Origin of the sequence: Sphingomonas lacunae, from assembly GCF_012979535.1 — a bacterium.
GTDB classification, from domain to species: domain Bacteria; phylum Pseudomonadota; class Alphaproteobacteria; order Sphingomonadales; family Sphingomonadaceae; genus Sphingopyxis; species Sphingopyxis lacunae.
The window spans coordinates 2,258,480-2,273,766 of record NZ_CP053015.1 but is presented as its reverse complement, the minus strand read 5'-3'; the positions used below and the strand labels follow the sequence as shown (position 1 = coordinate 2,273,766).

Annotated in this window: 10 protein-coding genes and 1 tRNA gene; 4 read left to right on the top strand and 7 right to left on the bottom strand. The window is 60.6% G+C overall.

Annotation, left to right across the window (positions count from 1 at the left end):
* The first annotated feature begins 50 nt into the window (after nt 1–50).
* Nucleotides 51–5,120 (top strand): carboxypeptidase-like regulatory domain-containing protein, encoded by a 5,070-nt coding sequence (locus tag GV829_RS10880; RefSeq protein WP_246202843.1) that lies wholly within the window; start codon nt 51–53, stop codon nt 5,118–5,120.
* A gap of 311 nt (nt 5,121–5,431) precedes the next feature.
* On the opposite strand, the gene GV829_RS10875 is transcribed toward GV829_RS10880, so the two are convergent.
* From GV829_RS10875 to thyA, 4 genes are all read right to left on the bottom strand, one after another.
* Entirely contained in the window at nt 5,432–6,733 is a 1,302-nt protein-coding gene (locus GV829_RS10875) for a dihydrolipoamide acetyltransferase family protein (protein WP_169946591.1), read from the bottom strand.
* A 2-nt stretch (nt 6,734–6,735) separates the two neighbouring features.
* Entirely contained in the window at nt 6,736–7,800 is a 1,065-nt protein-coding gene (locus GV829_RS10870) for an alpha-ketoacid dehydrogenase subunit beta (RefSeq protein WP_169948256.1), read from the bottom strand.
* Nucleotides 7,797–9,095 carry a 3-methyl-2-oxobutanoate dehydrogenase (2-methylpropanoyl-transferring) subunit alpha gene (locus GV829_RS10865; protein WP_169946589.1) on the bottom strand — a complete coding sequence of 433 codons (1,299 nt, stop codon included), beginning with the start codon at nt 9,093–9,095 and terminating at the stop codon, nt 7,797–7,799. Before GV829_RS10865 ends, GV829_RS10870 begins: the two co-directional genes overlap by 4 nt.
* A 77-nt stretch (nt 9,096–9,172) precedes the next feature.
* Nucleotides 9,173–10,129, bottom strand: a complete 957-nt coding sequence (gene thyA, locus GV829_RS10860) for a thymidylate synthase (protein ID WP_169946587.1) — start codon at nt 10,127–10,129, stop codon at nt 9,173–9,175.
* Between the two features lie 173 nt (nt 10,130–10,302).
* Between thyA and GV829_RS10855 the strand changes: the two genes are divergently transcribed.
* Together GV829_RS10855 and GV829_RS10850 are read left to right on the top strand one after the other, a co-directional pair.
* A complete protein-coding gene (locus GV829_RS10855; protein ID WP_169946585.1) occupies nt 10,303–10,725 on the top strand; it encodes a JAB domain-containing protein in 423 nt (140 codons plus the stop codon).
* Between the two features lie 110 nt (nt 10,726–10,835).
* Nucleotides 10,836–10,912 (top strand) — tRNA-Pro (locus GV829_RS10850).
* 112 nt (nt 10,913–11,024) lie between these two features.
* Here GV829_RS10850 and GV829_RS10845 read toward each other — a convergent pair.
* Together GV829_RS10845 and GV829_RS10840 are read right to left on the bottom strand one after the other, a co-directional pair.
* Nucleotides 11,025–11,933, bottom strand: coding sequence for an ROK family protein (locus GV829_RS10845; RefSeq protein WP_169946582.1), 909 nt, complete (start codon nt 11,931–11,933; stop codon nt 11,025–11,027).
* Nucleotides 11,930–12,973 (bottom strand): glycoside hydrolase family 68 protein, encoded by a 1,044-nt coding sequence (locus GV829_RS10840; RefSeq protein ID WP_246202842.1) that lies wholly within the window; start codon nt 12,971–12,973, stop codon nt 11,930–11,932. Before GV829_RS10840 ends, GV829_RS10845 begins: the two co-directional genes overlap by 4 nt.
* Nucleotides 12,974–13,347: 374 nt before the next feature.
* On the opposite strand from GV829_RS10840, the gene galE reads away from it, so the two are divergent.
* Nucleotides 13,348–14,349, top strand: a complete 1,002-nt coding sequence (galE, locus tag GV829_RS10835) for a UDP-glucose 4-epimerase GalE (RefSeq protein WP_169946578.1) — start codon at nt 13,348–13,350, stop codon at nt 14,347–14,349.
* A 28-nt stretch (nt 14,350–14,377) separates the two neighbouring features.
* Here galE and GV829_RS10830 read toward each other — a convergent pair whose 3' ends face one another.
* Nucleotides 14,378–15,181, bottom strand: a complete 804-nt coding sequence (locus tag GV829_RS10830; RefSeq protein WP_246202841.1) for a MipA/OmpV family protein — start codon at nt 15,179–15,181, stop codon at nt 14,378–14,380.
* Nucleotides 15,182–15,287: the final 106 nt, after the last annotated feature.

Genomic DNA, 15,287 nt, shown 5'->3' with positions numbered 1-15,287 from the left:
GAAGAGTTAACCATTTAACCATGTCGCTCTGGCGCAACCTTTGTTCGGTGATGACCGCAGCCACCGCCGCAGCCCTGCTGCCTGGCGGTGTTAGCGCGCAAGTCATCACCAACGTTGCCTCGGCTGACTGGACCGGCCCGACCGGCGGATCGCGCACAGTGCGCTCGAACCAGGTCGCGATCAGCGTCGTCAGCCCGCCAGCGACCAATGTCATCTACCGCATCGATTCTCCAGGCACCGGCACGCTGACCCGTATTGACGGCAGCGGCTGCACCAGCGGCAATTCCATCGGCGGACTGTCTGTTGGAGGCGATACGACATCGGGCGGGCCAGGGCAAAGTCCCACACAGGTTTCCCTCAACCATGCGGATGATTTCACCGCAGGTCAGCCGATAGCATTCGGCATCACCTCTCCCGCAGACAATCGCGACCCCAACGCGCGCGACAGCTTTGACGTCACCGTCCGTACCGGCAACGGTGATCTCGAAACCGTCCGCCTGCGCGAGGATGCGAACAATAGCGGGTTTTTCGTCGGCTACATCGCCACCATGCGCATTCCACCGGCGCTGGTGCAGGGTGACTGCCGTCTCTCGGTTGCTCCGGGTGCACCACTTGACGTCAATTTGTACCGTATAGGTTCAAATGACTCGATTGCGCGTGCCCAGATCAGCTTTTTGGTGGATCCGTTCGGCATTGTCTTCGACAGTGGTGATGGCGCGCCTGTTCGCGGGGCTCGCGTCACACTGATCAATGCCGCCACGGGACAACCGGCCCAGGTGTTCGGGGATGATGGCGTGTCCAGCTTCCCCAATAGCGTCATTACCGGTTCAACCGTGACCGACGCGGGAGGACAGGTCTATGCCTTCCCCGCCGGCGACTATCGCTTCCCCTTTGTCGCACCGGGAAGCTATCGCCTGCTTGTCGAACCGCCCGAGCCATATAGTTGGCAGTCCAGCGCCACAATTGCTGAGCTTGCGCAATTCAGGCGACCAGACAATGGCGAGCCCTATACGCTGGGAACCGCGAGTTATGGCGCGGTTTTTCAGCTGTTTACACCCACGCCGGTGCGGATCGACATTCCTGTTGACCGTCCGCAAGCCGGGTTGCAGCTGACCAAGACCAGCAGCACCGCCACAGCGACCCCGGGCAGCACTGTCCAGTATCGCATCACCCTGCGCAATGCTGATTCAACCCGCACAACCGGAGCCTTGACGGTGACCGACGACATGCCGCGCGACGTCCGCCTGCGGCCTGGGTCGATCCGTTACAACGGCAATCCGGTGACCGCCTCCATTACACCCGATGGAGGGCGCTTCACCGTCGGGCTACCCCCGCTTGCAGGCGGAGCACTCGGTCTTATAACCTATTTGGCGGATATTCGTCCGGATAGCCAGCCAGGCGAAGCCACGAACATTGCCGTCGCCAGCGATAATCGCGGATCGCGTTCCAATGTTGGCGAAGCAACCGTTCGCATCAGCAGGGATATCGTCGGAGACCGTATCACCATTATCGGTCGCGTCACCGACGGGGGCTGTTCGGCTGACCCAGCCAGCGCCCGCGGTATCCAGGGCGTCCGGGTCATGCTCCAGGACGGCAGTTTCGCTGTTACTGACAGTGACGGTCGCTACCACTTTGAAGGGGTTCGCCCTGGCCTGCATGTGGTCCAGATTGACCCCTCATCCCTTCCCGGATTGGTTGTGCCAATCAACTGCGCCGCCAACAACCGCGCTGCGGGAAGTGCCATTTCCCGCTTTGTCGAAGGCCGGGGCGGAGAGCTGAAGCGCGCGGATTTTCGTGCCGTTTCGATCGCCTCTCCCGAAGCGCCTGCAGATGCTGAGAGCAGCGCCGTCCCGGTGATCAGCGCCCCTGCACGCCCAGCTGTGGCAAGTGATATCAGCGTCGCCGGCGGTGACCGCGATTTCTTTGCCAACCAGACCGCCGGCATTGACTGGTTATTCCCCGAACCAGATTACAATCCGCGTTCCCCTGTTGTGCGTGTTGCCATCAAGCATTTGCCGGGCCAGCGTGTGGAACTCAGCGTCAACGGCCGGCCTGTCAATGGCCTGTCTTTTGATGGCGCGAACCCGTCACCAGACCGCAGCTTCTACGTCAGTGTCTGGAGCGGCATTGAAGTCAACGATCGCGACAACCGCTTTGTTGCCCGCGTGCTCGACGAATCCGGTGCGCTGGTCCAGGAACTGAGCCGGACCATCCACTATGCAAACAGCCCGATGAACGTCTCGCTTGTGCGCGAACGCTCGCTGCTGGTGGCGGATGGTCTCAATCGCCCGGTTATCGCGGTACGGCTGACTGACCGCGACGGTCGCCCGGTCAAGCACGGACTGGTTGGCGACTTCACCGTTGCCGCACCGCATCGCGCCGCTATCGAAAGCGATGCCGAACAGGAACGTCAACTGTCGGGTCTTGACCGTGGCCGCGCTACCTGGCGGATCCCGGGTGACGATGGCGTTGCCTATATCGAACTGGATCCGACCACCGCATCGGGCACAGCGCGCCTCAACTTCACTTTCCGTGACGAGCAGGTCACGCGTGAGGTTCAGCTCGATGTCTGGCTGAACCCTGGCGACCGGCCATGGACTGTTGTCGGCTTTGCTGCCGGAACGGTCGGCTACAACACGCTCGATGACCGCATGGAACCTGTCGCCGAAGACCTTCCTTCTGACAATGTCGACGGTCGCGTCGCTCTCTACGCCAAGGGTCGGATACTTGGCCAGTGGCTGATGACCATGTCCTATGACAGCGACCGGGAACAGGATGAGGCCCGTTTCGGCGGCGTCATCGATCCGCGCGCCTATTACACCATCTACGCTGATCGCGCCGACAATGGCTTTGACGCGGCATCGGTACGCAACCTCTACCTGCGCCTTGAACGGCCGCAGTTCTATGCCCTGTTCGGTGATTTCGAAACGGCGATCAACGAACCGCAACTGACCCGCTATCAACGGGCTATGAACGGCGTCCGCGCTGAATATCGCGGCAGCAACCTCGCCGCCACCGCCTTCATCGCCGATACGCCCTATCGCTATCGCCGTGACGAGATGCAGGGCAATGGCCTAAGCGGTCCCTATCAGCTTTCGACACGCGATGTCCTCGCCAACAGCGAACGCGTCACGCTAGAAATCCGCGATCGTACCCGTTCCGACATCATTGTCGAAAGCCGCCAGCTCACCAGGCATATCGATTATGATATCGATTATTTCGCCGGCACACTGACCTTCCGCGAACCGATCCTCAGCCGCGATCCCGCGCTGAATCCGCAATTCATCGTCGTCGACTATGAAACCCGCGGCGTCGGCCAGCGTGTTGTCAATGGCGGCGGCCGCGTCAGCTGGACAAGCAATGACGAAAGCCTGCGCGTCGGCCTCACCGGCATTCATGACGCCAATGACAGCGCCCGCGCCAATCTCGGCGGCGTCGATGTCCGCTATCGCCCTGCCCCGTCGGTTGAAATGCGCGCCGAATATGCTGTCAGCGACTCCCAGTCGCGCAAGGCCGGCGTCGCCGATGTCGGCACCGCCAGCGCCTGGCTCGTCGAAGTCGAACATCATGGCTCGGTGTTTGATCTCCTTGCCTACGCCCGTCAGCGCGACGACGGCTTTGGTGTCGGCCAGTTGAGCAATGCCGGACAGGCCAGCCGCCGCATCGGCCTCGACGGCAGCATGCGACTTGGTACCGGCTTCAGCCTGATCGCCAGCGCTTGGCAAGAAGACTATCTCGAAACCGACTCCCGTCGCCGCGCTGGCCGCCTGATGGGCGAATGGCGTGGGGAGACCACCACGCTGCGCGCCGGCCTGACCCGCGCCGAGGACACGCTGCCGACCGGAGAGACCAACATCTCCACCCTTGTCCAGCTTGGCGGCACGCAGCGCTTGTTGAACCAGCGGCTTGAACTCGACGCCCAGACCGAATTTGCTCTCGGCGGACAGAATGAAAGCGTCGATTTCCCGACCCGCCATACCTTTGGCGCCCGCTATGCCGTGACCCAGGGGATCACCCTCGTCGGTGCCTATGAAATCGCCTCTGGCGGCACGGTGGATGCGCGTACAGTCCGCGCCGGCTTTGACGTGCGTCCCTGGGACGGTGCCCGCGTCAGCCTGACCGGCAACCAACAGGACATCGGCGAGTTCGGGCCCCGCAGCTTTGCCGCCTACGGCCTGTCCCAATCCATTTCGCTGACCGAAAATTTGATGGTTGACATGACTGTCGATGGCCAGCGCACGCTCGGTGGCATCAATGCCCGTGACGTACTGGATCCGGCTCAGCCGGTCGCTTCCGGCGGCTTCGTCGATGGTTCGGGCGCGATCACTGAAGATTTCGTCGCCGTCACCGGTGGCGCGACGTGGCGCAATGATGACTGGAATATCACCGGTCGCGCCGAGTATCGCGACGGCGAACTAACGGATCGCTATGGTGCAACCCTTGGCGGCCTGCGCCAGATCGGCGAAGGAAGCGCCTTTGGTGGCCTGTTCACCTATACACGGGCAACCAGCGAGACCGGCCCGTCCACCCGGACGATCTCGGCTGAAGTCAGCTGGGCCCATCGCCCGGCCGACAGCCGCTGGTCTTTCCTCGAAAAGCTCGAATTCCGGGCCGACGCTCTCAGCAACGCGATAGCTGGGCAGCCAGGTCCTATCGGTGGCCCCGTGCTGACAGTCAGCGGGGACGTCAACTCAAAGCGCGTGATCAACAGCCTGACGATCAACTACTCGCCTGTCGATGAAGACGACGGCCTGTGGCACGAGGCGGGCGAATACACGCTTTTCTGGGGTGCACGCTACACCGACGACCGCTTTGGTGACGAAGATGTCACCGGCTGGTCGACTGTCGTCGGCCTCGATCTTCGCTTCGACCTGAGCGAACATGTCGGGGTGGGTGTTACCGGTAACGCCCGTATCGGTACTGATGGCAACGCGAAAGCCTTCAGCGCCGGTCCGCAGATTGTGGTGACGCCATTTGAAAATGCCAACATCGTCATCGGCTACAACATCGCCGGCTTCAGGGACCGTGATTTCGAAGAGTCACGCTACACCCGCAGCGGCCTGTTCGCGACCTTCAGACTGAAGTTCGACCAGACGACATTCGAAGGATTGGGCCTCTGATCGCATCCAACCGGTAAACCACGCCACTCGCCAAGCGCGACGCCCTTTTCCGCAACGCGAAGCGGGCCGGGGACAAAAGCTCAAGGCGGCATTTCAGGTATAGAGGCCTCAACCGCTCGCAGGTTCAAAGCCAGAGCTCGCTGGCTCGACGATTGATCGAGCCGGCTGGGCCCGGCAGGCAATGCCTGTTGCCAACGGCTTGACCGGGGACTCATGGTCCACCCTCCAGGATCACGCTACCGCCGGGCGTGGTGCGCCAACGCACACGCATGGATTCACGGCGCTACCGCGAAAAGGCCGTTCAACAGCGCTCAGTCGGCAAACAACAGGACCGGCGTCTCAATCACTCGCTTGAGCGCCTGTACAAAGCTCGCCGCGTCCCAGCCATCTACCACGCGATGATCACAGCTGATCGACAGATTCATCAGCTTGGCCCGGCGCACGGCATTACCCGCGCCATCCTCATTGGTGAAAACTGGACGTTCAACAATCCGGTTTGGTCCAATGATCGCTACTTCGGGTCGGTTGATCACCGGGGTTGTCGCCACACCGCCCAGCGCACCCAGCGATGTGATGGTCAGCGTCGATCCCGACAATTCCTCGCTCCTGGCCTTGCCGCTGCGCGCGGCTTCGGCGAGGCGGCTGATTTCGCTGGCCAACTGCCAGACATTCATCGCCTCCGCGTTGCGGATCACCGGCACCATCAGGCCAGCGTCAGTCTGTGTCGCCATGCCCATATGCACCGCGCCGTGCCGCGTCACCACGCCCGCCTCATCATCATAGCGCGCATTGAGCATCGGGAATTGCGGCAGCGTGCGGCAGATGGCGACGATCAGGAACGGCAGCATGGTCAGCTTGGGCCGCTCGCCGCGGGCGGCATTCAGGTCGGCGCGCATCGCTTCCAGCGCGGTGACCTCCATTTCCTCGACATAGGTGAAGTGCGGGATGGCTCGCTTCGAGGCCGCCATATTCTCGGCAATCCGCTTGCGCAGGCCGATGACCCGCACCGGCTCGTCCTGACGCGCCGCTGCCGGACGGGCATAGCCCGCGCCGCTGTTGTAGCGCAGATAGGCGTCGAGATCGGCATGGCGCACCCGCCCATCCTCCGACGGCTTGACCTGCGACAGATCGATTGCGAGCATCCGCGCCCGGTCACGCACCGCCGGGGAGGCCAGTACGCGCGCTGCAGCCGGGGCCGGGACGGAGATGGAAACCGGGACGGTTTCTGCATCGGCAGCGATAGGATTATCTTTTTCGTGTTCTTTTTCAATTATTTGAGAAGATTCAGATGGGGAAGTGCCAGCCTCCCCAGAGCGGCTTTGTGGCTCTACCTCATCCTCTACATCCGCATCCACATCCGCCTCGGCAACGGCATCCGTCTCGATAACCACCAGCGTCGACCCAATGGCAATGACATCGCCCAGCGCGCCGCCAATCTCCACGATGATCCCCGAAACAGGCGCCTCCATTTCGACCGTCGCCTTGTCGGTCATCATGTCGGCGATCTGCTGGTCTTCCTCAACCCGGTCGCCCACCGCAACATGCAGCGCGACAATCTCGGCCTCCGCGATCCCTTCGCCAATATCCGGCAAGCGAAAAACATAGCGGCCCATGGTCAAACCCTCATGATCTTTTCGAGCGCCGTGGCGATGCGCACGGGTCCCGGGAAATACGCCCATTCCAGACTGTGCGGATAGGGCGTGTCAAAACCCGTCACCCGCTCAACCGGCGCTTCCAGATGATAAAAACAACGCTCCTGCACCGTCGCGGCCAGCTCGGCACCAAACCCCGACGTCCGCGTCGCCTCATGCACGATCAAGCAGCGCCCGGTGCGCTTCACCGACTCCTCGATAGTCGCCACGTCGAGCGGCATCAGCGTCCTCAGATCAACGATTTCAGCGTCTATTCCGGCATCGGCCACCACCGCCTGCACCACATGCACCATCGTTCCATAGCAAAGGATGGTGACATCGCTCCCAGGTCGCACAATTTTCGCCTTGCCCAGTTCGATGCGGTAATAACCCTCCGGCACCACCGAACCGTCATGTTTGGCCCAAGGCTCAACCGGCCGGTCATAATAGCCCGAGAAGGGGCCATTGTAGATCCGCTTCGGTTCAAAGAAGATTACCGGATCATTGTCCTCGATTGCCGCGATCAGCAGCCCCTTGGCATCATAGGGCGTAGCCGGAATCACTGTCTTGAGGCCGGAACAGTGGGTAAATATCCCTTCTGGCGACTGACTATGGGTCTGCCCCCCGAAAATTCCGCCACCAAATGGCGACCGCACCGTCATCGGCGCAATGAAATCGCCGGCTGAACGATAACGCAGCCGTGCCGCCTCGCTGACAAGCTGATCCAACGCAGGATAGATATAATCCGCGAACTGGATTTCAGGCACCGGCCGCATGCCATAAGCACCCATGCCAACGGCAACCCCGATGATGCCACATTCGGTTATTGGCGTATCGAAGACGCGTGTCTTGCCATGTTTTTCCTGCAATCCTGCAGTGGCACGGAAGACACCGCCGAAATAGCCGACATCCTCACCGAGCACGACGACATCAGGATCGCGGGCCAGCATGATGTCAAGGGCATCGTTGATCGCCTCGATCATATTGATGCGCCGCTCGCCCGCATTGCCAGCCTGCCCCTCTGGCAGGAAAGCCTTGTCCACGGTCATTGGCATTGCCTTCCCTTGGGTCCGAACTTGCGGGTCTGCTCCGCCAACATTTGCTCGCGCTGTTCCACCAGATGCGGCGGCAACTGCTCAAACACATCCTCAAACATGGATGCCAATGGCTGATGCAGCCCGTGACCCAAAATGCCGTTCTTTTCTGCCTCCTTTTGCGAGGCCTTTACAAGATCGGCGAGTTCGGTCGCCTGGGCCGCATAACGGCCCTCATCCCATTCACCGAGCGCGATCAGATGCTGCTTGAGCCGCAAGACCGGGTCTCCGAACGGCCAGGCAGCATACTCTTCCCGCGCCCGATAGGCAGAAGGATCGTCAGAAGTGCTGTGCCCTTCCGCGCGATAAGTGAAGTGCTCAATCAGCGTCGGGCCGTTATCCGTCCGTGCCCGGTCTGAAGCCCATTGCGTTGCCGCATAGACCGCTAGCGGATCATTGCCATCCACTCTGAGGCTAGCAATGCCGTATCCGACCGCGCGCGCGGCAAAGGTGGTCCGTTCGCCACCAGCGAAACCAGAAAAGCTGGAAATGGCCCACTGGTTGTTGACCACATTGAGGATCACCGGCGCGTTATAGACGGCCGCAAAGGTCATGGCGCTGTGGAAGTCCCCTTCGGCGGTTGACCCTTCGCCGCACCACACGGCGGCAATTCGGCTATCGCCCTTAGCCGCGCTCGCCATGGCCCAGCCCACCGCCTGCGGGTATTGGGTGGCCAGATTGCCTGATACGGAGAAAAATCCATAGTCCTTTGCCGAATACATGATCGGCAACTGCCGGCCTTTCAACGGATCACCCCGGTTCGAATAAATCTGGTTCATCATGTCGATCAGCGGATAATCGCGGGTGATCAATATTCCCTGCTGTCGATAGGAGGGGAAACACATGTCGTCGCGGGCCAGCGCCATCGTCGCAGCTACCGACACGGCTTCCTCACCCGTCGACTTCATGTAAAAGCTGGTCTTGCCCTGCCGTTGGGCACGGAACATCCTGTCGTCAAACGCGCGAACCAGCATCATGTAGCGCAGCATGGCCCTCAGCCGGTCGGGCGACAACCGGGGATTCCAGGGACCGCTTGCCGACCCGTCAAATTCTAGCACACGGACCAAGCCATAGGCATGGTCGCGCATGGCCGCAGGGGTGGCGCTTTCAGCGGGTCGGGACAAGGCCCCCACCGCAGGAACGGCAATATCCGAAAAATCGGGGGCGTCACCTGGCCGGAACCGAGGTTCCGGAATATGAAGGGATAACTGGGGCAAGTTATCTGTCTTGCGAATATGCGCGTCTGGCATGTCCCGGCTCCACTCCTCAATGCCGCATATTATTTCACAAGATTGTTAGGATGTTTCAAGCAATCGGGCAAGTTCAGTCAGACCGCCACTGGCGCACGAATATGATCCTGGGGGGCATAATCACGCACGATAAAATCGCCGATATCATAGTCGAAAAGAGTGTCAGGCTTGCGGAACAGTTCCAATCTCGGATCGCCGTGCGGCGTGCGGGAGAGTTGCTCTTCAACTGCATCCATATGATTACGATATAGATGGACGTCGCCACCGCTCCAGATCAGCTCCTGCGGCGTCAGGCCGGTTTGCTGCGCCAGCATTGCCGTCAGCATGGCCGCTCCGAATAGGTTGAACGGCAGGCCGAGCAGCACATCACAGGATCTCTGAAACAACAGGCAGGAAAGCTCGCCCGCACCAGACACATGAAATTGATAGGTCATGTGACAAGGCGGCAATGCCATGCCGTCCAATTCCGCCACGTTCCAGCCCGTAAAGATGTGCCGACGCGATGCGGGATCGTTCCGCAGCGACTCCACCAGGGCGGCCATCTGGTCGATGCCTTGCGGGTCACGCTGATAAAGAGCGCAGCCAGACTCGTCTGGCTGGCTCACGGGCACATAGCGCGGCCAATTGCGCCATTGCACACCATAGACCGGCCCGAGGTCACCCCAACGGACCGCAAAATCTTCATCATCCCGAATCCGAGCCTCGAAACCATCACGATCAATGTTCTCGCCTGTCATTCGACGATAATGATCCAGTGGCCAATCAGTCCAGATATGGACATTCTGCTCAACAAGTGGCCGGATATTGCTCTGCCCACTCAAAAACCAGAGCATTTCCCTGGCCGCAGCTTTCCAGAACACCCTTTTTGTGGTCAGCAACGGCACACGACCATCGCGAAGGTCAAAGCGCAACTGCTCTCCGAATAGGCTACGCGTGCCGACACCGGTACGGTCCAGTCTTTCGTCGCCATGATCGCGAATGCGGCGCATCAGATCGAGATATTGATCCTCATAATGTGGCGTTTTAGAGCTCATCGGGGCTGCGATTCCTTGTTCTGCCAAGCCATGCTAAGCTGTCGGACATGATCTGGCAAAGGCTGCGAATTGCACAAGGAACCGTGGCGTGGTCAGCTTTCATGTTCAAAATGGGCTAGAAGTGGACAAATCCGGGCCGGTCACAGCGGCATGACGTTGCTATGCTCGGTAGCATGGACCAGTCTTTGCTCGAATGGCGCGAGAGCTCGCAGAGCGTAATGAGAGGCGCCCATCCATTGGGAATCGCACTGTTGCCATTGCTGCAGTGTCACTTTCTTGGCCTGCGCCATGAGCATTTGATCATTGCAGGTTGCGACATTCGCCAGCGGCTTGTCAGCTTTGTCGAACAGCGCGGAGCAATGCTGACTATCGATGCGGTTCTGCCCGGATTGCGGCGCGCACTGGCGCCAGAAGGGGTCGCACATCTGCTGGTAGCCCACAATCATCCTTGCGGATCGCTGCAGGCTTCACAGGCGGATTGCGAAGTCACACGCCGGATCGCGGCACTTGCGCGGCTTGCCGGCGTAACACTTGCGGATCACCTGCTTTTTACCGATGCGCGCTATACGAGTTTCAGGGCGTTGGGTCTGCTGTGACTGTCGCCGACAAAGCGGAAATTCGCGCTTGCCAGCATGGCATCGCCTTTCTATAGGACCCGCCTGCCCCTCGCCGGGTGTGCCTTTTCAAGGTGCGTTGGCGGATCGGTCGGGGAATAGCTCAGCCTGGTAGAGCACTGTCTTCGGGAGGCAGGGGCCGGAGGTTCGAATCCTCTTTCCCCGACCATTTTATTTTTGGCGATGAAAAAGGCGGCTGTTGCCGCCTTTTTCATTGTGGAGTAGAGGTCCAGTTAGAGCGACTAAACGCACTCTAGTCCGGAGAGGTATCTGGATACCGCTCAAATCAGCGTTGATAATCCGACAGCTATGGCACCCAATGGGCCAGCGCGCTCACCGAGAGCGGGTTGGCTGATCATTTGCGCCAACGCCCGATCATCAAGGTCTGGATAATAGCCACCGAGCAGCGCCGGCAGCCGATCACGGGCACGATCAAGCATGGCCCCGGCCCCCATGCCAACGCCCCCACCAACGAGAATGCGGTTTGGCGCAAAGCCGTGGATCAGCGTAACGAGCAACTGCGCCAAATCCGCCACCGGTACGTCCCACCGCGGATCGCCTGCAGCCACAGCATCGGCCGGAGCACCAAAACGCGCCGCCAATGCAGGCCCTGACAATAACCCCTCCGCACAATCTGCGTGAAATGGGCAGGCACCGGCAAACTCGTCGCCCGGTTGCCTGCGCAAGGGCATATGGCCCATTTCCGGATGCAGCCGTCCATGGATCGGCATGCCATTGACCAGCGCGCCACCACCGAGTCCGGTTCCTATCGTCAGGTAGAGGAGACTGGTTGCGCCCTGCCCTGCACCCCAGCGATACTCGGCCATGGCTGCGGCGTTGACGTCGGTATCAATGGCAATGGGACAGGCAAAGGCATCGCGCAAGGCGGGCAGCACCGCTGCCCCGCCCCAGCCGGGCTTAGGGGTCGTGAGGATATGGCCATAGCGCTGTGATGCGGGATCAACAGCCACCGGGCCGAAACTGCCAATGCCGACTGCATCGAAAGGACCGTCATCCCACCACCGCTGCATCAGCGGAAGAATGTCAGCAAACACAACGTCCGGAGAACGCGTCGGCACCCGACATTCGTCAACAATTACTCCATCCTGCCACAACAGGACAATCGCCTTGGTCCCGCCCAATTCAAGCCCGGCGATGCGTCCCCGGTCATCACTGCGCCCCGTGTTCATGGGGAGACTGTGGCACGGTCGCCATCAAGCCGCAATCGGGCGAACGGGGCAAAGGTGCCGCCAAACTGGCTGCGCAGGCTTGGCAAATCAGTCAAGGATCGGCCTGCCAGACCCCAATGATTGACGAATGCCGAGATGCGACGGTCAGGCAAAACATTCCAAGCATAGCTTTGCAGAGGCTCGCTGCGGGGTGTCGCAGCAATCAACCCGTCACCGTTGATCAGGCGCCATGGCCCGGCCATGTCATCAGCTACCGCGCCATAAAGGCCGGTGGGCATGTCAATTCCGGGTTCGAACATGTGCGTCTGGGTTGACCAGAAAAGATAATAACGACCATCGAAGTAACGCAGATTGGGGACTTCCAGCTCATTGTTGAACCCTGTCGATGTCACCAATGGAGGCAGCAGTTGGACCTGGCCGTTGGCGTCGATCCTGGCAAGTCCGATCACGCCAGCGGAATAGCCAGGTTCGACGGCAGAAGAAGCGGTGAAGACCAGCCAGTCATCTCCGCTGATCGGATCGCGGAACACACCTGGGTCGCGAAAGCCGAGGATGCGGCCATCAATCGGGGCAACCTGATCCGCTCGCGCATAATGACGGCCATCGGCCACCACAGGCTCAACAGGCGCCTGCCATTCGACAAGCCTGTTGCCAGCCAAGCGGGCAGCGGCGCGAAAAATCCGCTGTTCCATGGTCCGCGAGGTCTCTCCCCGTCTGCCCGACGCAGTGAACCAAAGGGTCACGATCATTGATTCAGGATCAATTGTCGCCGATCCGGACCATTCCCTGCTGCCAGGCGAAAATCCTTCGGGCATGGCCGGCCCGAGTGAACGGAAGCCGTCTTCACCCTGTTCAAGCAAATAGATACGGGCATGCCCATGACGCTCATCGGGATCGTCGAACCGCGGAGCACTCAGCGCAAACCAATAATGCCGACCATCTGCCGCTGCATGAAATTGCCCATCCGGGGTCAGCAGCGGCCAAGCGTCCCAATAGTCCCGGTCTAGGTCAACCGGCACCACATCCGCCGGGGTGATCAACGGAAAGCAGCGACCGGGTTGGTCATGCCAATTAGCCACAAGACGCTGTTCCCAGCGCAGCCCGTTTGGCGCACAGTTTTGCGCCAGAGCTTTACGCTGCACACCTTTCATCCCCTGCTAGACCCTCTGCCGATCGTTAGACCACATGCCATGGCGCACGCCGTCGAAGGCATCCATATAGATGCGAGAAACGCTTTGCAATCGTTTGCGAAAAGGTATTGGATCGTTTTGCTGCATCTCGGCCATTCTTTGATGGCCCTTGTCATTTGTCACAGCCATATGGTGATGCTTAACCACTCGTAACCGCCCTTTTGCTACGGCGAATCAGCCGAATCCCGAAGATCGCGGTGGACCAAGACTGTGCGAGACCAGATATGACCGAAAAGTTCCCCGTCCTTGTCACCGGCGGCGCCGGCTATATCGGCAGCCACGCGGTGCTGGCACTGCGTGATGCCGGCTGGCCGGTGGTCGTGATCGACAATCTGGTGACCGGGTTCGATTGGGCTGTGCCTGAGGGCGTGCCACTCGTGGTAGCGAACATCGCCGACAAAGACGTTGTGGCACAGACGATTGCGGAGCATGGCATTCGCGCTATCATGCATTTCGCGGGATCAGTGGTCGTGCCGGAATCGGTGGTCGATCCGCTGAAATATTATCGCAACAATACGGTGGCGACCCAGTCACTGCTCGAAAGCGCGGTGACAGCCGGCATTCCCCATTTCATTTTCTCCTCGACCGCCGCCACCTATGGCATACCCGATGTCGTGCCGGTGCGCGAGGATGCGCGGCAAGTGCCGATCAATCCCTATGGTCTGTCCAAGCTGATGACCGAAGGGATGCTGCGCGACGTTGCCGCCGCACATCCCATGAATTTCTGTGCGCTTCGCTATTTCAATGTCGCCGGTGCTGACCCACAGGGTCGCAGCGGACAATCGACGGCGGGCGCAACCCACCTGATCAAGGTCGCGGTCGAGGCCGCCACTGGCAAACGCGAGAAAGTCGGCGTTTTCGGCACCGATTTTGCCACGCCGGACGGCACCGGGGTACGTGACTATATCCATGTCAGCGACCTTGCCGCCGCGCATGTCGCCGCGCTGGAAAAGCTGATTGCCGAGCCAACCGCGAGCCATTTCATGAACTGCGGCTATGGCCGGGGCTATTCGGTGCTGGAGGTGTTTGACGCGGTAGACCGGGTGACCAACCAGAGGCTGCTCAGGGTGATGGAGGGTCGCCGTGCCGGTGACCCTGACGAGCTGGTGGCCGACAACAGCCGTATCCTCGCCACCATCAACTGGAAGCCCGAGCGCGACAACCTCGACCTGATCGTTCGCGACGCATTGGCGTGGGAACGCAAGCTGGCGGAGATGGGTCGCTGAGGCCTCTTACCTCAGCCCTGGCTTGGCGTCAGAGTCCGAAGCGATAGCCAAATGCGAGACCGAGGGTGAATTGCGTGCGCCGCCCGCGTTCGCGCACCAGCGGGGAATCGCCCGCCTGTTCGCCGAGCCGTTCAAGGCTGGTGAACAGAGTTATGGCGCTGTTGCGACTGAGCGGCTGGACCACCGTCCCGCCGACACCATAGCTGAGAAGGCCGCCATCGCCATCATAACGGGCCAAACCGGTGCGAAGCGACTGGGCCGGCGTGACCCCGAAATAGGTCTGCATGAAATCGCGGCTGGCAAAGCTGGCCCGTGGACCGGCGCTGATGATCGTTCTGTCGATGCGGGAACGGTGGTTCAGCGAAACGTCAGCCAGCAATCCTTGATGCCCCCCAAAGCCTTGCCGCACTTCGGCGCGGGCGCGCCATTGGTGACGTTGGCCAAAGCTGTGTTCGACGAAGCCGCCCGCTTCCCCGGCCAGATTGATATTGCCCATGCCGATGAGCGCATCGGAACCACCGGCGATCTGGAACGGCGAACCGCCATCATCCTCATCCCGGCCGAAACGGATCTTGACCAGCGGACCGGCACGCCAGCCATGGGCATTTACAGCGTTGATACCGACACCGTCGGGCACAGACGCGAACAGCAGATCGCCATAGCTTATCCGCAGGTCCGGGAAGATTGACAGCGCCATATCATTTGACCCCTGCCAGGCCGGGCTGAGCACAGGTGCGACACCGATGCCGATGGCCCAGCCTTCAGGCGCAGCAGGTCGACCAATGGCAGCCGGACCGGCGGGAGCACCGGCAGGCTGGGATGGCTGGGCCATTGCGGGTGCGGAGACGCCCAAGAGGAGGGAGAGCATAAAGACGCGCATGGTGGGGGGATCCTTGCTGAAAGCCGCCAGATGGGTGCTGACGACCAATATGCAAGCA